Annotated in this window: 14 protein-coding genes and 1 pseudogene; 2 read left to right on the top strand and 13 right to left on the bottom strand. The window is 57.3% G+C overall.

The genetic code is table 11. The features are described 5' to 3' along the window. Nucleotides 1–1,576 precede the first annotated feature (1,576 nt). The 13 genes and pseudogenes from IVA81_RS07355 to IVA81_RS07310 all read right to left on the bottom strand — a co-directional run. On the bottom strand, nucleotides 1,577–1,819 hold the full coding sequence (locus IVA81_RS07355; protein ID WP_247314222.1) for a recombinase family protein: 243 nt from the start codon (nucleotides 1,817–1,819) through the stop codon (nucleotides 1,577–1,579). Between the two features lie 457 nt (nucleotides 1,820–2,276). Next, nucleotides 2,277–3,155, bottom strand: a complete 879-nt coding sequence (locus IVA81_RS07350; protein WP_247314220.1) for a pantoate--beta-alanine ligase — start codon at nucleotides 3,153–3,155, stop codon at nucleotides 2,277–2,279. Between the two features lie 207 nt (nucleotides 3,156–3,362). Beyond that, a complete protein-coding gene (locus IVA81_RS07345) occupies nucleotides 3,363–4,850 on the bottom strand; it encodes a pentapeptide repeat-containing protein (RefSeq protein ID WP_247314218.1) in 1,488 nt (495 codons plus the stop codon). Between the two features lie 1,147 nt (nucleotides 4,851–5,997). Next, a complete protein-coding gene (locus IVA81_RS40625; RefSeq protein WP_346659374.1) occupies nucleotides 5,998–6,660 on the bottom strand; it encodes an MATE family efflux transporter in 663 nt (220 codons plus the stop codon). Nucleotides 6,661–6,675: 15 nt separating this feature from the next. Further along, the gene (locus IVA81_RS40620) at nucleotides 6,676–6,936 is read right to left on the bottom strand and encodes a hypothetical protein (protein WP_346659373.1); all 261 of its coding nucleotides are present in this window, start codon (nucleotides 6,934–6,936) and stop codon (nucleotides 6,676–6,678) included. Continuing rightward, complete coding sequence (locus IVA81_RS40615; RefSeq protein ID WP_346659372.1) at nucleotides 6,909–7,112, bottom strand: MATE family efflux transporter; 204 nt, start codon at nucleotides 7,110–7,112, stop codon at nucleotides 6,909–6,911. The genes IVA81_RS40620 and IVA81_RS40615 overlap by 28 nt, the downstream gene beginning before the upstream one ends. Continuing rightward, nucleotides 7,070–7,306 carry an MATE family efflux transporter gene (locus tag IVA81_RS40610; RefSeq protein WP_346659371.1) on the bottom strand — a complete coding sequence of 79 codons (237 nt, stop codon included), beginning with the start codon at nucleotides 7,304–7,306 and terminating at the stop codon, nucleotides 7,070–7,072. The genes IVA81_RS40615 and IVA81_RS40610 overlap by 43 nt, the downstream gene beginning before the upstream one ends. 978 nt (nucleotides 7,307–8,284) lie before the next feature. Continuing rightward, entirely contained in the window at nucleotides 8,285–10,006 is a 1,722-nt protein-coding gene (locus tag IVA81_RS07335; RefSeq protein ID WP_247314216.1) for an ABC transporter ATP-binding protein, read from the bottom strand. Nucleotide 10,007: 1 nt separating this feature from the next. Next, nucleotides 10,008–10,871, bottom strand: coding sequence for an ABC transporter permease (locus IVA81_RS07330; protein ID WP_247314214.1), 864 nt, complete (start codon nucleotides 10,869–10,871; stop codon nucleotides 10,008–10,010). Continuing rightward, nucleotides 10,868–11,758: an ABC transporter permease gene (locus IVA81_RS07325; protein ID WP_247314212.1), complete on the bottom strand. Its 891-nt coding sequence runs from the start codon at nucleotides 11,756–11,758 to the stop codon at nucleotides 10,868–10,870. The genes IVA81_RS07330 and IVA81_RS07325 overlap by 4 nt, the downstream gene beginning before the upstream one ends. Before the next feature lie 71 nt (nucleotides 11,759–11,829). Further along, on the bottom strand, nucleotides 11,830–13,527 hold the full coding sequence (locus tag IVA81_RS07320; protein ID WP_247314210.1) for an ABC transporter substrate-binding protein: 1,698 nt from the start codon (nucleotides 13,525–13,527) through the stop codon (nucleotides 11,830–11,832). A gap of 34 nt (nucleotides 13,528–13,561) precedes the next feature. Then, a complete protein-coding gene (locus tag IVA81_RS07315) occupies nucleotides 13,562–14,905 on the bottom strand; it encodes an NtaA/DmoA family FMN-dependent monooxygenase (protein WP_247314207.1) in 1,344 nt (447 codons plus the stop codon). Between the two features lie 1,169 nt (nucleotides 14,906–16,074). Then, nucleotides 16,075–16,230, bottom strand: a pseudogene (locus tag IVA81_RS07310) (DUF2285 domain-containing protein); the annotation flags it as partial. 101 nt (nucleotides 16,231–16,331) lie between these two features. Here IVA81_RS07310 and IVA81_RS07305 point away from each other — a divergent pair. Together IVA81_RS07305 and IVA81_RS07300 are read left to right on the top strand one after the other, a co-directional pair. Next, entirely contained in the window at nucleotides 16,332–16,610 is a 279-nt protein-coding gene (locus IVA81_RS07305; protein WP_247314205.1) for a helix-turn-helix transcriptional regulator, read from the top strand. Nucleotides 16,611–17,622: 1,012 nt separating this feature from the next. Then, nucleotides 17,623–17,868 (top strand): hypothetical protein, encoded by a 246-nt coding sequence (locus IVA81_RS07300; RefSeq protein ID WP_247314203.1) that lies wholly within the window; start codon nucleotides 17,623–17,625, stop codon nucleotides 17,866–17,868. Nucleotides 17,869–19,558 lie beyond the last annotated feature (1,690 nt).

The following is a 19,558-nucleotide window of genomic DNA, read 5'->3' as shown; positions in this document are numbered from 1 at the left end:
CATGCTCTCACTATTGTGATGCCTAAAACAAAGCTGCGCGATATTTCGTCGCGGGACTAATGGCGAGGCCAAGGAAATCGGTTTGTTGACGAATCCTACTCGGCCGCAATGTGCTCGAGCAGCCGCCACAGAGAGCCACGCCGGGTCGTCGGCTACGCACCACCATCATCATTTGCCCCGCTCTGTCGCGATCAGGGCCACTCTTCCATCGGCTGCGATCAGACGACGGAAAACGCCGACAACACTGCCGGGATCGACGTGCAGCATGATGAATTACCTCGCTCTTACATCTCAATCATACGGTCAATCGATGTCTAGTCCATGAAACGAAACCAGCTTTCTTTTCGACGACGAGAAATGTTCATTTTGTCGGCGAGCCAGGCACCGAGCTATTTTTAGGAAGACGATTTCTCACGCGTCGCAACAGGTACAATCGCGGTGGTCAGGACGAAATGGATAGCTCGTGGTCTTAACCAATCGGCGCGATCAAAGCTACTCTACCTTAGATCGTTGATACCTTCACGCGCAATTTACACGTTATGGCAAGATTTTCGCTGTATCGAATTTTCAATGTGTTCGACTGTTTCACCCGTCTGTCACAGATGGAGCAGGTGCCGACTGCTCGCGAAGCGAGAGGTCGATATCCGTGCGATTTAACACCTCCCGCAGTGGTTTAACACGGGCTATATCACCCGTTTTGCGGGATCGGCCTCCGAAGCACGAGGAACGTCGCGATGCAGCCTGAAGTCGGGCTTGCTTTGAGCTGGAACATCATTATCGCCGCGAAATCAAAACGATTGGAGTAATGTATAGCGACTTGGCGAGGATCGCTCGCAATAAATGTCACGATAAGGTGAGCGCCGTCACATGTTTCCTCTCGGAGAAATCGGGAGTGGCCAAGCACCGCCAAGCCGCCAACGACAATGCCTGGGCGAGTGACTCGTGCGCGCAACACACCCCGAGAAGAGCTAATCAGTCTCGGCTCAATGAGCGTCCTATCCGGAGTTTTTCTCTTACGAATGCTTGCCGCGGTCGTCGATTGGCGCGCCGCCGCGTGCAAGCTCCACTTAGCCGCCCTACGGGCGCCTTCGCTGGAATTATGGGTCCGCTTGCCTGTTCGCGATCTGCGCCGCGTCGGCAAAAAGTCTTGATTCAATCAACGTTGAGCCATCGCGATCTTCCAGGAGAAGCGGCAGCCAAAAGCGCCAAGATGGGCAACAAGGCGAGCGGCTTAAGAGCGCAATCGACGTCTCCATCTCCGCCACCACCGCGGAGATAGATCAGAGTCCGACGAGGAGGCGATTCACCCTCATCTTTTGTTACCACGAAGCTGATGTTCTCCAGCATGCTCTTTACGGGCACCGCCTACGCTTCTGCTATGGCGGTCAGCGCTTTAGCCAGGACCATGACTTGGTTTGCGGCAAACGGGCGCCTACCTGAAAGACGTAGAATTCAATGGCCTCGTCGATAAATACTCTCGAAGCGACGAAAGCCCCCTGCAGCGCGCGTTTGATATTGACGCTGCGCGGATCGTCTTGGAGTGCCCCGACAACCTGAGCTCGTCGAGAAAACGACGTCAACCTCGCCGCATGGCTTTGAAGTAGAGCGCACCGAGTGGCCCCGTCACGCCGATGTGGATATCGTCTACCAAATCATCCCGCGCGCTACGGATTTCGATGCCAGTGACGCTGAGCCGCTTGTGAATGCCGGTTCGGTCATCCAGATCACGGGAAATGCGGTCTAACGCTTCAGCCACCGCAACGTCGAACTTTCCGGCTTTGGCATCGCGACGAGTTGTTGCCAGCCGAGCCGATTTCATTGTGCTTGCGCCGAAATAGCACGGTCATCGTAGAACGGCGACCACGATCAATTCGCCTTCGCAAATGGCGCGACCGAGTGCGACCTTGTCTTCAATGGGCCGGTGAGCTTGCATGTGTGAGCTAAACCGTGCGTAGGTCGCCGCTTTCATTGTCGCTACTCGCGTCTGCTGTGCAGTATTGCCGCTCATGATCCGCGATCGCCGCAGCGCGAGCAAGAGCACGAACGATACGCAGCATCGCTCGGCCCGCCTTCAGCTTGCGGATCTCGCGCATGAGGCTTCGTGGCCTGATCCGCGTGATCAAGCGCCGCAGGCACCGCGAGCTCGGCCTGCGTTGAAGGCGCATTGCGGCTCGGCCCGAGGAGTTTCCCTAAAAGAGTCTTTCCTGATTCCGAGCCCAATGCGCGAACCGCAGCCGGTCTCTCCAAACTTGCGACTGTGCATGGACACCAGAATCCTATCTTTCGGGCAAATCGATCCATACATCTGCAGGACCATTCAGAAGTGTATCTTGATCCGGCACAAAGATATTATCAAACACTCTGAGGCCGTGACCAACGGCGACGCCACTGATTATAAAGGGAAGTTCGATCTGCTCCTGATCTTCGAAGGTGTCCGCGCTAACAATTCGAAGAGTTTCCAATTCAAGCCGTCGGAATTTGATCAGCGGTTTTGCCGACTCTATCAGATCTTCGGTGCAAGATACTCCCCGCGCGGCCAGTTTTCTAAAATGGTTCAGCGCCATGAAGAGGGACGAAAGCTCGTCGAGCTCGGAAGGATTGAAGTGTCGCAAACGCGACGAAATAGGCACTCCGTTCTTGTATCGAACCGTCGGCACAAATCGTATCTCGCAATCAAGAAGCAGGTCCGCGACCGCTCGCTTAACGAGAAGGGCCTGTCCAATATCCTTCAAGCCGAAATAGCTGCGAGTTGGTCGCGCATAACAAATCCAGCGGATGCATCCGGTGACAGCTTCCTTGAGGAGCCCATGAGGCCCGCTCGCACGCAGCGCATAATCCCCTTGAGACACAAAGGTGCGATATCCTGGCGGAAACATCTCCGCGTCGGTCGTTGAAATGACGGCAGAAGCGCCCGCTCTCAGCGCAAGCGCAATGTCATCCTCCAGATTGAACTCGTACTCAGGACCTGGGCTAAGCTGAATCTTGTTCGGATAGGCTGTGACAATGGCCACATCGTTCTCGGCTGCGGCCCTTCTGATTAATTCCGCGTGGCCCAGATGCAACGCACCCAAAGTGTGTACAGTGCCGATAGTTTGACCTCTTCTTGCTACGTCCGAAATGAAGGTCTTACCAGCTGAAAGAGACGCTAGATGCATATTTCCTGCTCCGTCTTATTGATTGCCCAGCAGCCCTGCTGCTCGATCAGAGATGACGCATGGCGAGCGCTACCGGCCACATCGACCGCGCGGCGAATGAGCTCATGAGCGCCTGGAGTCCGGCCACAACGGGGACGCATCCCGCTTCTCCATTGTCCTTCTCTGTGATGACAGGCACCCCAGATCGTCATGCGTCCTTTAGCCCAATCAGGTCGATCCTTCTCGAGCGCGCCTCATTAGCGATGAGAACTCAGCCAGATACTCTGAAGGTTCGGATTTCTGATCTTCCACGTCCTTCAAAGCAGCATGGAGCCCAGGACATCTGTCTGCAAAGAACGGTGGTTCAAACGTCGTTATCATTGCATCCGAGAAGTCTGTTTTTACAAAGCTTGCCTGGAAAGGTGAAATTCCACTCAAGTTCGTTTTGCAGAGCGAGGATTGATTCATTCGGACGTATGCCGTACGGGCGGCTTCCAGGTTGCTGCCAGTCATTCCTGCCGCAATATATGACTGAACAAGGTTGGCTCCCTCGAAATTGGCGCGGTTCAAAGCCATCGACTGCGGAGGATCACCGGTAATCATTGAGCGATATAGGTACGCCTGCGAAAAATCTGAATCATCGATATCGCAATCGCGTATAAACGCACAGCGCGCACGGAAGCCGCGCAACTGGGCGGATCGCATCGTGCTCTCGAAGATCGAAATGGCTTCCCCTGATGCGCGAGATAGATCAGCTCCATCGAGCTGGCAAGAACGCACTGATACTCCGTTCAACACCGCGCCGACGAGGTTGGCATTGGCGAGGTTTACGGACAGAAGTCGCGCCTCCGATAGATCTGCCTCCTCGAGCTCCGCCTTCGCAAGATTTGAGAGGCTGAAATCCGAAAAGGGGGCGCTCAGCGCTTTGGCCAGGATGCGACCGCTCGCCTTTGAAAGCCTGAAGTAAGGAAGATGAGCGTTCTCTAGGACAAGATCATCGACCGAAGTGGGGCGTAGGATTGATAGACACTCCCCCCTCGACTGCAAGAGCGAGCCGCCGGTCAGATGCGCCTTCGTCATCGTAACTTGGTTTAACTTGGCAAAATGAAAGGACGAGCAAGGCAGGTAGCATTCATTGATGGTCGATCCTTGCAGTTCGGCGCCATCAAAGACAGCCTGGCTCGCATCACATTGATAAAAGAGGACGCCACTTAGGACTGCGTTGTCGAAACGGGTCCTTCGCATGCTGCACCCGTGGAATAGGCTACCCGTTGCATCGATGAGATTGCGCAGACTTGCATCGTCGAAATTGCAGACCTGTGCGGCAATAGCATGCATATACGCAAAGTCGAGCTTGGCTCCGCGGAAACTTGCTCGCTCTAGTCCGGGGCAAATAAGGTTGGCCTCGGACAGATCGGCTCCATCCAGCTTCGCTCCGTGAAGTTGCGCACGATTGAGGATGCATCGCCGCAACGGAAACCCGGATAAATCGTGACCGTTGAAGTTCTCGGAAGATAGCCGCAGGCCGATGCCGGTCTTCTTGATTGCGTCCTCGGTTCGCTTTCCCACCGCAGCCAAGGCAGACGCCCGATCACCGTTTCGGCTCCAGTAGCGAACAAAGTCGCCATCTGCCGAAGATTGGCTTATCGTCGTTGCACGGATTCCCAGCTCCTCATGCACGCCGAAGTGACTATTGGTATCCATGGCTTGCGTCATTGTCGATATTTTCCATTCTCGATGACGAGCGCACTTTCTTAGTCTCGTTTGTCGGGCACCTTTTGCATGGCCCGTCTGTTTCAGGTAGCCAAGGTTTGTCGCGAGCGCCTCTTGGGATTTATTTCTGCGACTTAAGCATCATCCCTCATCAGGATCTAACTTACCTGACCGGGCCTCTTGAATTGTGCCATCACGAACCGACACGCACGAAAAGCCTAAGCAAGGTGCAGCAGACGGAGTTGATCTCCCAGGACGTCACCCTTGGGTACTTAATCAGTCTGTCGACAGTCGAGCGAAACGTGCCGCAACTTGGGCTACCCGCGAGTTCCTGATTCTAACAGTCGGCCTCACGATTCACTTCAATAGCAACGTCTGTGCCAGTCATCATCTATCCTGATAGACGTTGAATCATTGTCTAGAAACGGCGCTCGGCAGAAGCCGTCTGGGCTTTGGTAACTGACAAGGACTCGCGTCCTGTCACAAACCGGACAATCATTCACAACGCTCGTAACGGCGGGTCCTGCTTGTTCTCTATCGCTTCGACCACAAGTGCGATGTCCATCTCCATGACCGTCGAGTAACGGTTGCCTTCAATGCACGTTGGCGCATTCTCCAGATGTCGTACGATTGAGCCACAATTCGCCGTCTGCGTTCCTCAGTTTTCGTCCCGGCGACGCAGTTCCGTCCCGGAAATTCGCCGACAACGTCGCGCGAGGTTGCGGGGCGGAGTCCGGGTCAGGAGTTCACATGAAGGGGCGCGCAATTGTATTGTAGGCGCGGATAGGCTGTCGCTTTTTTTCCGACGTCGGAGGTGCCGGATGGACGTGATGGGTGATGAGCCTGAAGAAGCGTTCGACCTGGTCCAGGCAGGAAGCATAGGCTGGTGGGAATTGAATGTGCCAGCGCTGACGTCGGGCGAGCCAGTTCCTGATCTTGGATGCTTGTGGTGGCGTGGTTGCCAACGACGAGATGGATGTGGGCCGGCAAATTAGTCTCGATGTGCCTTAGAAGGGCACACAACTCCTGGTCACTGCGCGGTTTAGCATCTTGTTTCCAATCGGACGCCTTGTCCTCTTTGAAGGCGGAGGGAACCTGAAGTCGCCTCGCATTCCTGGATTCTCGCTCGCCAAGAACCGTCATTACGCAATCAAGTGAAGGCTCTGAGAGCACGCCTGCTCGCCAGCAGATAGAACCGCAGGACGAGGAGCCCCGCATAGATGGTTGTCCCGATTGACAAGCCAATCCAGATGCCAGTCGCACCACGCCCGATCTTCAAACCAAGCACGTAGCCAAGTGAGAAGCCGATCAGCCAATAGGCAATGCCGACGAACAGAAGCGGCACCCGAGTGTCCTTCAGGCCGCGCAGACCACCCGCCGCAATGCTCTGCGCGGCATCAGTGACAAAAAGGCTCGCGGCGACGATAAGGAGCTCTGCAGTCAGTCCGATCGTCGCGTCGCCATCTCCCACCGATTTGTCCAGAAACAGCTCTGCGATCTCAAAACGCGCGACGATCACCGCAACTGTCAGCAAGGCAGCGATAAGGGTACCGAGCAGCATCGCGACCAGGCCTGCCCGCTTGATGCCGGGACCGTCGTTGCGGCCGACCGCATGGCCAACGCGCGCGGCCGCCGCCATGCTGATTCCGAAAGCGATCATGGATGTAATCACGGTGATCTGAACCGCGATCTGATGAGCAGCGAGTGCACTGGTGCTGATCAGGCCCGCCAGGAGCGCGGCAGCCGACAAAACTCCGTACTGCATCAGGGAGGCGATTGAGATCGGAGTTCCGATCACGATCGGATTTCGCAAGAAGGGCCAATCGAACTACCAAAGATCTGCAAGCACGTGGTAGTCACGGAAAGGGCGACGCATCGTGGCGAACCACAAACCGGCCAGGCACATCGCATAGTTCACCAGCGCGCTCGCAAGCCCCGCCCCGAACAGCTCAAGCCGCGGCAGCCCGAGCTTCCCATAGACCAGCAGATACACGAGCAAGGCGTTGATGGGGATCGCCGCCAGCGTGATCCACAAGATCGGCTCCGGCCGGTTGACCGCGCTCATGAAATTACGGATGGCCTGCAGCATAGCGCCGGCAACACGCCCAAGTCCAGTCCGAACAGATATTGCTGGGCGAGCCGCGCCGCGTCTGGGGCCTGACCGAAAGCGAGCAGTATTTGCTCTCCGCGAAACGCAAACGCGATGATCGGGAACGACAGCATCAGCGCCGCCCACAGCCCCGTGCGCAGTGCGCGCTGTACCATAGCAAGATTCCCGGCCCCATACGCCTGCGCCGCCAAGGCGCGATCGGCGCCAGCATGCCCGCGCCAAAGGTGAAGCTGACGAGATAGAGCGTGATGGCCAGGGCAGCCGCGGCGAGTGCCTCAGGCCCGATGTGCCCGATAAAGGCAAGATCCGTCGGCATCATCGCGACCTGCGCAAGCTGGGTCAACACCATCGGCCACTCGAGCTTCACAGCTTCGCTGAGCTCGATCGTGAGGTGTTGGCCAGCCGCCCGTCTCGTGCCCCCCTGCCGCAAAACTGATATTTGCTTTGTTTCGACTATTTTATGCATGGAAATCACGCTGCTCGGTTTGCCACGGCCGCAAGCCGCTCTTGTTCCGCCGAGAGGATGCTCTTTTTCGCCCTGATTTCGCGATGGCCTACCGGGGCAGGAATCAGGCGGTCCGCCTGGGTAGCTGCGGCTCAGAGGAGGCGCGCATTGGCTTGGACTTACCGTTGAGCGTGAGGTCTGGCGACTGCTCGTCCGCTGATGAGCGCCTTGATCAGTGCCTCCGCCATCGCATCGACTTTTCGGCGCGTGTTAAGCGCAAAGAAGACGCGATGGTCGGTCGTCAGCATCGCGATGGGTGCCGGCGTAAACCGCGATCGCGGAGTGGTCGATCACCGTGGCGAAACCGGGCGCGAGCGCGCACCGAGACGGACAGTGGCGTTTGGGGAGCCGCAGTCGCATGCGACGCATACGTGAACTGAGAGGCGATCAACTTAAGAGCCATCACTAGATTTCCTGAGCATACGATGCTGGATGACAGCTCCTTTTCAAGGCTCGTGCCAACTGCGAGAGCTTGATTTGTAAAGGCTATTGCTTTAGCGGGCGTGTCCTGGCTCCGACAGAATGTCGCAAATCCGACAGTCGGCATCAGAGACAAGCCCAAAAGCACGCAGACTTTCGACAATTTATGCACCACAGGAATCCCAATAGACGGGACACCGATATGACAACCCCTCCGAGCTCACCAGCCCGAACCAGCTAGACTGAACTCTCGAATCGAATGGCAGTAAACGCTGCACGCAATGAAAACGGCCGACGAGGATTTGGCTTCTACGCGTTTTCAATCGCAAAGGTCTTGGCCAGATCGTCAAACGGCGATCAACACAGAGCATTTGAAATAAGCGCACTTATGCGAGCGTCTTCTTAGAGGCGGCTGAATGAACGATTGGCGGCCCAACCGCGCGCAAGTCTTGGGACTGCGGCGATCAAGCCTTTGGTGTAATCGGTACGCGGATTGAGGAAAATCTCGTCCCTGGTGCCGGTCTCGACGACGCGCCCTTGGCGCATGACCATGACGCGGTCGCTGAGATGGCGGACAACGCCGAGATCATGCGAAATGAAGATGTAGCTCATGTTAAGATGCGCCTTCAGATCGGCAAGCAGGTCCAGCACTTGTGCCTGGATTAGGACGTCGAGCGCGGAGAACGGTTCATCACAGACGATCACGGCGGGCCTTGGAGCGATCGCGCGGGCGATCGCAACGCGCTGGCGCTGACCGCCCGAGAGTTCGAGAGGTCGGCGATTCAGGAAGGCTGGGGATAGTCCGACCAAATCAAGGAGCTGGATAACGCGCTGATCGCGCTCGCCTCTGGTCAACACGTCACTGGCGAGGCTATCGGATATGATGCGTCCCACAGTCCAGCGAGGATCAAAGGAGCTGAGGGGATCCTGGTAAATGACCGAGATAGCCCGGCGCCGCGCTCTGCGCTCGCGATCAGTGAGCGTGGTCCAGGCCTGACCTTGAAACAGAACGGCCCCATCGTCGGGCAGGTCGAGCGCCAGCGCCATTCGTGCCATCGTCGACTTACCAGATCCGGACTCGCCGACGACGCCCAGCGTCTCACCAGATCGCAGCTCGAAGGAGACACCGTCGACGACCGTCCGCAGCACGCCGTCTGGTCCTTTGAACCGCTTCACAAGATTTGCCGCGCTGAGCACGATGGAAGGGAACGTCGAGGGTAATCGCGCTGGCAATTGCTCCAGGGAGCGTGACTGCGGCTGCGGCGGCCGTGCAGCGGGCAATAGTGACAGACGAGAGCCTCGCGGGCGAGCAGAGGGCACGGCATCCAGAAGCTTGCGCGTATAGGCGTGCTGCGGGTCCTGGAAAACCTGGTCTGCTGATCCGCGCTCGACGACCTCGCCTTCATGCATGACTAAGACTTCGTCGGCTATCCGGGAGACCACCGCCAGATCATGGCTGATCAAGATGAGCGCCTTGCCCCGAACCTTGGTCTCTTCCAGCAGTCCCAGCACCTGTGCCTGCACGGTGACGTCGAGAGCCGTGGTCGGCTCGTCGGCGATCAGGATACGTGGATCTAGCGCCAGCGCGGCAGCGATGAGCGAGCGTTGACGCTGGCCACCGGATAATTGATGCGGCAGTTGCCGGGCCTTCACCTCGGCTTCAGGGACCCCGACGAGCTCAAGGAGTGCGACGACGCGCCGTTCGAGCTCCTCACCTGATGCAACCGCATGATGGAGAAGCAATGCTTCGCCGATCTCCTTGCCCACCGGGCGGAGCGGGTCGAGCCCCACGAGCGCATCTTGCAGAACGAATCCGATTTCCTTGCCACGGACGCGCTGCCAGCTGCGATCGTCAAGACCTATGAGATCGGTCCCTGCAAAGTTCAGTTGACGCGCATGGACATGAGCCCGGCGGCCGGCAAGACCGACAATGGCGCGCGAGGTCACGCTCTTGCCCGAGCCGGACCCGCCGACGATTGCCAGGCAGCGGCCAGCCTGGAGAGAAAAAGAGACACCGCGGACGGCTGTTCCCTCAGGAAGATCCCGCCCGAATGACACACAGAGCGAATCGACAGTAAGGAGGTCCGCCAGCGGGGGAACCTGCCGAGGGGGAACGTGGAGCATTTCAGATCTTTCCTTCTAACCGATCCTGGAGATAGCGTCCGAGGATGGTCAGGCTGAGAGCAAAAACCACAACGGCAACGCCCGGCATGATCTCAAGCCACCATGCATAGATCACATAGTTGCGCCCGGCATTTAGCAGCGCGCCCCACTCAGGCGCCGGGGGAGCAACGCCGACACCGAGAAATGCAACACCTGCGGCCCAGATGATGGCTTGCCCGACACCAAGCGTCATCATCGCGGTGAGTGGGCTCATCGCGTTGGGAATAATATGCCTCCATAGGATACGCGAATAAGGATGACCGAGTGCCTTGGCAGCCTCCACATAAGCCGCCCCTTTTACCGAGAGAACCTGGCCTCTGATCATGCGAGCATAGCCCGGTGCTGTGCCGATTCCGACCGCTATGATCTCGGTCAGCACTGACGGTCCGAATACGCCCACGAACAGAAGCGCGAGGAAAAGCGTGGGAAGCGCGAACAGTACGTCCATTAGCCGGCTGAGAACGTTGTCGAGCGCGCCGCCCAAAAGTCCGGCGACCAGGCCGAAAGCCAGCGCAATAACGATGCTCAGCGCAGTTGCGCCAAAACCGATCGTGAGAGACGGGCCTGCTCCCTCGAGAATTCGGGAGTAAAGATCCCTGCCCGATTGGTCCGTTCCGAACCAGTGCGCTAACGAGGGAGCTTGCAATGGTGCCGTCAAATCAATAGCGAGCGGGTCGTGCGTCTGCAGCAGACCCGGCGCGGTTGCCGCGACTACAAAGAATCCAATGATGATCAGAGCGACGTAAACTCGTAGAGGAGCATGACGAACGATCTGCGGTGCCTCTCTTAGCTGCGAAGACACGCTCAAGTCGCCGATCCTGCTCATGTCATTTTGATCCTTGGATCTACGATCCGGTAGGTGAGATCGACGACCATACTGGTGATGGCGAACAGGCCGGCGGAGATCAAAATAGCCCCCGAGACGACTGGAACGTCTCGAGAGGACGTCGCAGCGACAAGAACTCCGCCAAGGCCTTGACGCGCAAAAACGGCCTCAATTAGGATCGCACCGGAAAGAAGCTTTCCGATAGCCCAACCTGACAAAGTAATACCGGGCAACGCTGCATGACGCAGGACATGGCGAAATCTGACGCCGAGCTCGCCCATACCTCGCGCCCGCGAGGACATGACAAATGGCTGCTCGAGGACACGCGTGAATTCGCTGCGAACGATTTGCCCCAAAAATCCCGACAATTCCAGCGCCAACGCAATCGTTGGAAGAACGAGCCCGACCGGGGAATTCCCCCCGATCACCGGGAAAATGCGAAGCTGTACCGTAAAGACAACGAGCAGGATTGTAGCCAGCCAGTAGGGCGGCACCGTTGCCAAGAACACCTGCATTCCGCTGAGCAAGGTCGACCACATGTTGTCTCTACCTGCGATGAGGACGGTTGTCATGACGGCAATGACCCATGCCGCAATCAGCGCCGCAAGCGCCAGAATAATCGTAGGGCCAATCTGTTCTGCGATGATATCAACGACGGGCCGATGCTGCTGGTACGACTGGCCAAGGTCTCCGTGGAGGATACCCCAGATGTATTTCACGTATTGAAGAACAAGCGGCTGATCAAAGCCGTATTTTGCGTTGACCGCCGCAAGCTCTCCGGGAGGGGCCTCTCCAACGTTGCCACTCGTCATGTTGATGATGATCTGGGCGCGATCGCCGGGCAGCAGGCACTGAACAAGGAACGTGAAAGTCGCAGCAAGCCACATGACGGACGCCCCGGACACGAGCCGGCCCGCAAGCCAACCTAACCGATTATGAGCTGGGATATTGACGGGCATCATTTCTTGTCGGCGAAATGAGCGTCATAAAAGACCGGTTCACCGACCGACCCACGGTCCAGCCAGACATCTTTCAACTTTGGGCTGATCGCCAAGTTGACATCCAGCACTGTGAAGCCAACTACTGCGGCTTTCTCGACTATTTCTCGTTCCGCCTGCTGATAGAGAGAAGTCCGCCCGCCATCGTTGAATTCCTGTTCTGCTTTTCGGATGACATCCCATAGCGCCTCATCCTGGTAGCGTGACGGATTGAAGCGATTACGCTCGCCGTTCTGGTCAGGCTTCCAAGAAATGCGGAAGATCTCTGCGCCGGGTGCAACCCAATAGAGGAGCACAACCTCGTAGTCGTTCGGACCAAGATTCTTCCCGGCAAAGAAATCCGCCTGGTTTGTCGGCTGAAGGCGCACGTCGAATCCGGCAGCTTTTGCCTGCTGCTGGATGACCTGCAATGCCTGCTCGCCATCAGGCTTTAGAAAAGCACTTGAATAGGAGATACGCACGACAAGGGGCTTGCCATTCTTGAGGCGAATGCCGGCATTATTGTGCTCAGTCCAACCCGCCTGATCCAGGAGCTGATTGGCCTTTCCAACGTCATACGCATAGGACCGCCCGAGCCCGCTGATATATTCCGGCGAACTCTGACTCAGCGCACCATTGGCCTCGAATGGCAAAGCGCCGAGGAAGGACAATTCAACAGCGGCTCTTCGGTCAGCAGAGTGTGCAAAAGCCAGCCGGACGAGCACATCGTCAAACGGGGGCCGTGCCGTATACAACGCCAAGCGTAAAGGGGTGCCGCCCGTAATATGTCGCAAGACGGTGAAGCGGGAATTGGCGTCATTCCAGGCAACCGCCGGAATATCATAGACGACGTCAGATTCGCCGGTAAGCAGCGAGCCATAACGAATCGTCTGATCCGAAAGAAACCGCCAGTCAATGCCATCAACGTAAGCGGGCCCCTGATGCTTTGCGTTGACCGGCGCCGAATTGTAATTCGGGTTGCGGCGCAACACAACGTTTCGCCCGTGATTCCACTTCTCAACGATGAACGGACCTGATCCCACCGGGCTGTTGCAGTTCACAGCAAGTCCGCGCTTGAGCGCAGTTGGCGACAAAATGCCTTGGGAGGACTGTGCAAGAACGTTGAGCAACGGCTGAAACGGTGTCTTCAGCGTTATCCGCAACGTGAGCGGCGCAACTGCTGTGGCCGATTCAAAGCTGTCTTCAAGGTAAGGAGCGGCAGTAGGGTTGCGACGATCCGGATCATTGCCGAGCCATCCGTTGATGTTCTCGGCAACGGCTCGTGCATCGAGGGGCGTCCCGTCCGTAAACTTCACATCTGGCTTGATCTCAAACGTGTATACTTTCTTGTCGCCGGAGACTGTCCACGACGTGGCCAGCCAGGGCACAATCTTTCCATCTTCACTCCGAGCGACCAAATTGTCGCTATACTGCCGCTGAAGATACCATTGCTGCACCCATCCTCCGAACAGGCATGGCGGCTCTTGAAAATGCCCATAACGAATAACGCCTCCTCGCTTCAAGCTGCCGTCTAAAGCGTCCTGGGCACAGCCGCTCGTCATAATCGCGATCTGCGACAGGCTTGAGACGGCGAACAGGATAGCGGTCGCCTTATGCCATTTTCTATTGTTCGGCTGGATGGCGAGACGCCCAATGCTTGTGCGTGCGATAACAGACATATCCAAACTCCAGTGAATGTGGACAAACCGTGCGTCACACCGACGACGGAACCGCCAGCTTCTCCGCGGGAACGCTAAGGTGAGAGATTCCAAGATGCTCGCGCAGCGTCTCACCCTGGTATTCAGTGCGGAACAGCCCGCGGCTCTGTAGAATCGGCACGACATGGTCGACAAAGGACGCCGCGCCGTCTTCCAGTACGTCTGGAATGATGTTGAAGCCATCAACTGCGCCAGCGCGGAACCATGACTCGATCGAATCGGCAATCTGCTCGGGTGCGCCCACTATCAACCGATGACCAAAGGCTTGAACGCTGCCGATGATCTCGCGGACCGTGCGGCCTTGGCGTGCTAGAGCTTCCATCGTGCGATGATGACCGACCGAAAACGAAACATTCTGCGGGTCGGGCAAGAGTTTTTCGGGAATGGGCTGGTCGAGGCTGAGTTTCTCGACCGGCACTTCCATGTCCCGTGCGAGAGCGATCATGGCGCGCTTCAGATCAAGCAGCGCGTCAATTTCCTTCTTTCGGCGCTGTGCCTCTTGTTCCGTGTCGCCGATGAAGGTGACAAGACCGGGAAGGATGAGTGGAGCTGCAACGCGGCCAAATTGTCGCGAGAGCGCACGGACGCGCTCGGATTCCGGGATAGCCGTCCTCAAGTCGCCGGCTGCGGAAAAAACGACATCGGCGCTGCGCGCGGCGAGGCGCACGCCAGGATCCGAACCTCCAGCCTGAACGATAACGGGGTAGCCTTGGCGCGAGCCAGGATGGGTGAGCGGGCCTCGGATTGCGAACGCATTCTTGCTGGGATCGAGTAGCCGGAAATGATCGTTACTGGCGTAAACTCCAGATGCCTGATCAGCAATGATGGTATCATCCCCCCAGCTCAGCCAGAGAGCACGGACGGCTTCAACGAACTCCTCGGCGCGCTTGTAGCGCTCTTCGCGTCCGATCTGGCGACCACCAAAGTTTGCTACCGTCGCTGGGCTGGATGTCGTAACCGCATTCCAGGCGGCTCGGCCGCCACTAATGACATCGAGCGACTGGAAACGGCGCGCCAGATTGTATGGCTCATTGTAGGTCGTCGACACCGTTGCGATCAGCCCGATGCGCGTTGTCTCGCGCGCGATTACGGAAAGCACAAGCGTAGGCTCAAGCCCATTGAGTGGCGGCTGCCGAGTGATGTCGAAGGGCACCGCGGGGGTATCCGCAAGAAACACCGCATCCAACAGGCCGCGCTCGGCAATCTTCGCAGCACGAACGTAATGGCCGATGTCGAAGAAGGCGCTTGGGTTGGTGCCCGGCCAACGCCACGCTGCGGAGTGACCGCCCGCGCCGTGAAGGTTGAGGCCAAGATGAAGCGTGCGGATGACGGAAGACATAGACACTCCCAAATGCGGCGACCTCGAAGCTGCCGGCAACGCCTTCAATGACAAATTGATGTTGATCACGCTGTTCGGCTACTGACCTCGCCCCTGGCGGAGGCTTGGCCAGAGTGCGCCCGAAGAAGGGCCGCGAGCGACCACGCTTCGAGACAGCAACCTCAAAGGCAAGACTTTGGGCATTGCGCTGGCCAATACTCGGCCGCTTGGCACGGCGGACGGCATCAGGTGAAGCCAGAATGATCCTGATTGTGGTGCTGATCTGGCTCTGCAGCGGCGCGCTCCGTCGGATTTCCACTCAAGGGCCCGCAGCAACAGTCTGCGGGACGCACATGCCGCGCGAGAGACGATGACCAACTGCGTGCGCAAGGCCGTGCGTCCCAATTGCATCGCAAAATGCATCATAACAAACAGTGTCCTTGGATTCCGCAGCCAACGAAAGCGTAGCTCGTTATAGGACAACGTGTAGCTGTGACGAGCACCTGAACGCAATAGTTGAGTATTTCAATCTACTGCCGCCAGTTGGTATCCTTTTCTAAGACGAGCTCTTATTCGATTCATTTGAACGCATTGGCCGCACCGTCAAGTTGCGCGAACTCCGCTGATGCTGTGACCTTCGTTCTTCGCATCCTTACTTCGAAACGTAACGGCAGGATCGATGCACAAACTTCTGATGGTGAGACGTGCATTTGGGTCGACAGTGTGGAGCAGAACTTTGACGCTGGCGAATAGTTGCAAGCGTGGGCAGTATGGATCCGACGGCAACATCAAATAATGCGATTGAATGCGCTTCTTTTTGCGATGTATTGCGTGAGAACTGGCAGCACTATCGGACCCTCGTGGCTCGCAATGCGTTCCGTATCTTTATTCGGTCCTGCGCACCGCGGTGTCTGACGTGGCCACGTTTTTCCCCGCCCAGAGGTGCCCACATGCTCCGTGCAGGCCAGAGAGCGCGTGATGCCCACAGCCCAGTGCGCTGACCACCCATGAAAAACCAGCGTGACGCCGCGCTGCTAGGCCCACAGGTCAAGGTCAAAATCGCGCGACACGACCTCGCTGCCCTGGTCGACGCGGATCGTCGCCGGGAATCCCACTTCCTTGTAGGCGCCTTCCGGGATCGCCCCGACGTTGCTGCCCCGGAAGATGAACCGGGGCTGCAGGGCGAGAAGCAATACGATCCGGGCAACTTCTTCCCAGTTGGCGCCCTCGGCCTCCGCACCGAGGAGCCGCCAATACGTCAACAGGTGCTGTTCGTCATAGAAAGTCAGCACCAACTCATTCGGCGCCGCGTGCCCAGCATCTGGTTCTAACGCCGGCTCTTTCATGTAAGCTCACGCGGCGAGTTCGCTATCTTTTTGCGAAACTTGAGACAATAGACCGGTTATAGCCAGTGGTTTGATGGCCTGCCGAATGGCTGCTTTGGCGCATGAAAGCTCGTGCGCTTGTGGCCTGGAATGTGCGGCGGATCCGCGTGGATCTCGGTATTCCGCAGGAGCAATTGGCTTACGATGCGGACATTGACCGCTCATATATGGGTGCCGTTGAGAGGCAAGATGCAAATCCAACAATCGATCTGCTCGATCGGATCGCTAAAACACTTGGTGTCCATTTATCTGAGTTCTTTGTCCAACCACCCAAAGGAGCAACGTCCCATAAGGCATTGCGCAAAGGTCGCAAGCCGGCTCGTCCACATCACAAGAAATAGCGCTCTGCTCGCATGAGTTCGCTGAAAATATTGTAATTTGCTGGACGGGAATTTCGAAAGCTGCGGAAGCGCAGAGGCTTCACGCAGGAGAGATCCCGCATAGGCCTCCGGCAACAAACATCAGCGGGTTGGAGGTGTCGATGCAATCTCACTGTGTGAATCTGTTCGCGCTCGCAAGCAACGCTAGGCAAGACGGTTCGCGTGGACTCAGTTGGGATCCGGGTATCGCCAGGGTAGCCAACGGACAATCTGGTTTTCAGGACCTCCCAACAGCAGCAATCGTCATCGACCCATCATTCCGCCGCGCACCGATGGCTGAGGCAACTTATGGCGGAGTTGCCGGCGCTCTACCGTACAAGGCCGCTCTCGCCGTGCCACCCGGGCGCAGCCGCAGGTGCGCCAATGCCAGACTTTGAATTGCCGTAGGGCGGGACGCGGGCGTGTTCGCCCCTGGATTACCGCCAAGCTCCTCAATTTGTGCTAATTGCAGGCTTGCCGAGGGTCCGTCATGACGCCTTTGCTGGCAGTCCGACGGCTGCGTTCTCCAATCGGACGAGTTCTAGTCGTCCTGCCGCGCCGATCGAAACAAGAGAAACTGAGCTGCGGGCCTTGCTGTCGGCTTCAAGAACGCTCCTCCTGAGTAGATCGAGCGGGGGTCACGCACGAGACGTACTCACCGACCTTGCACGCCACGACGGAACCTAGTGCGTGTCCTTCGCCGTCAAACAGGTTCGGCTTAGTTGAGGGATCAGGTACACGAATCTGACACATGTGCTGTTTTTAGGAGATTTGACGCGAGGCTCTCCCCATCTAAGCACCGGTATGTGTTCGACGGGGGCGCCAGCATATGCGCTTGGTAGATGGTAATTGTGCCGTGCCTGCCGACACGATGGACGAGGCACGCATCGCATGAACTCCTATTTCCGGCGCTGGCTTGCGGACCACGCCGGAGTATCATCGCGCCCCTGGAATTGCGCGATGCACGTCTTTCGCATTGCTTGAGGCTGCGGACGTGATCCTGAACCATCTGACGACCGCCGGGATGTGGTCGCTTACTGCCATCCTGATGGTCACCGGCGCTGCATTGCTGATCATTGATCACTTGGTGTTCGAGTGCCGGTGGCCCGCGATGATCGACAATCCTGCCCATCTGTTGGTCGGACCGATGTTCGTCGCAGCGAAGTTGGTTGTCGCGCTCGGATTTCGGCACGATCTCGGCATCATCGTCGGGAAGCCTCGCCAGGTATCTTCCCGGTAAACCATGCTAAATCGGATAGGACCTCCGAGAGCTTCTGAGCGAGAATTGAGGTCGGTGCGAAGGTCTCGATCAGCTTGTGGGCTACCCGCACCCAGTCGACGGTCCATTTCGAAATCAGGGGTGAAAAGATTTGGATATCCTTCTCCTTGCAGGCTCATGAAGAGCGATATGTGAAACTCACTATCAGTCTTGACCGCTTACACATTATGGATTGCTGTCATAGAAACGTCTCAAGAGCCGACCCGCCCGATGAGTTCGGGCGGGGGCGTTGGCCGAGCGAGGCTTACTCGGCGGTCTTGCGTGGCCGCGACCAGAGGAGCGTGTACCCTTCCGGTTTCGTCGAACTGGTTGGCGTTCAGCGATGGAGGTGCCGAGGAAGATTCGGCCGCGCTGTCCGATTTTTGCTGGAATTGGCCCAAGGCGGCCGCGCACAAATGGCCCTTGACCACTTCCAAACCGGGCCGCGTTCTAGCCTGATATCCTGCTGAGCTGGGAATTCGCTTCACGCTCCGCAAGCTCCACTACTCGCAAAATGGGCGTGGCACCACATCAATGTTTAGGGGCGCTAGAGCGCAGGACAGGAATGACCGAGGTCTCGGCCTATGGTTGTCCGACCAATCGACGATTGGCATGTCTACGGAGACCATCCCCCTTCACCTCTGCACCTCTAAATCACCTGCAGCGCTTATTTGGTCGGTGAGCAAACATGGCAAAGTGTTCGAAGCCGATCAAGAATAGCGAGGCGCTCCCTCGCCTCCTATGATTTGCCAGTCGAACACGGAAAAGCACATCTGGTCGAAATCGCGTTCCGATCGTGTGCCGCCTTGCGCCCGAGGGATGCCACGCTCGCGACGGCTCCCTAGGCCCTCAGAAAGCGGGCGGTGGCATAAGGCACAGTGATTGTGCATCGCCGCAGAGATCAACGATGGGATGGTCTCGTCAGACGTCGAGCTCAACCTGACCTCCTGATTCCTTCGGTCATTATGATCGCGTGATAGCCAGGAGCGCGAGGAGCTTCATTCGCCAACTCAGTGCGGTTGCCCCTCGCCTCGGTCGATGAACTCCAACACCGTCTCAGCCTGATTGATCTCACGTGAGATACGGTCCAATACCCGAATCGTAGATGCCAGCGTAGGGATGAGCCCCGCTCTATCGTACGCAAGCTTCAAATGATGCATCACCTGTTCCTGGGTAGGAGCGACGCGATTCTGTAGCGCATTGATTGTCATTGATGAGAGCATGTGGTGGACCACGCTTTCTTCCGCTTGAATCAATATTGATTGCCTCTTCTGATGTTGGCTCAACTTTTTGAAATTAGTTATCGACGAAAGTGTGTGCGTTCCGTGGAATTGGCGCCGGTGGGCACGTACCTAAGGAATCGGCAACGCGCATGATGCGGTTGATTCTGCTGAGGACCGCGGCATCCGCGGGCTAAGAACCACCGCCATCCGAACCAATTGGCCAAGGATCGGCCGAGACATTCGTCTTGGCTCGGAGCGAGCCGCTCGAGGATTTAGTCAAGAAAACGGATAATGATCAGAAATCGTGACACGAACCTGACTCTTGGTCGGTTCTGGGCGCGCCGCCCCTTTCTGCGTGTTGGGCTAGCTTATCGTATTCATCGGCGACTTTCAGGAGCCTGTCTCTGGGTTTGCCGGGTCTGAGCGAATCCGCTTTGATTCGCGTTGCT

The sequence above is a fragment of the Bradyrhizobium sp. 141 genome, assembly GCF_023074055.1.
GTDB lineage: Bacteria > Pseudomonadota > Alphaproteobacteria > Rhizobiales > Xanthobacteraceae > Bradyrhizobium.
This window is presented reverse-complemented; position numbering and strand designations above follow the sequence as displayed.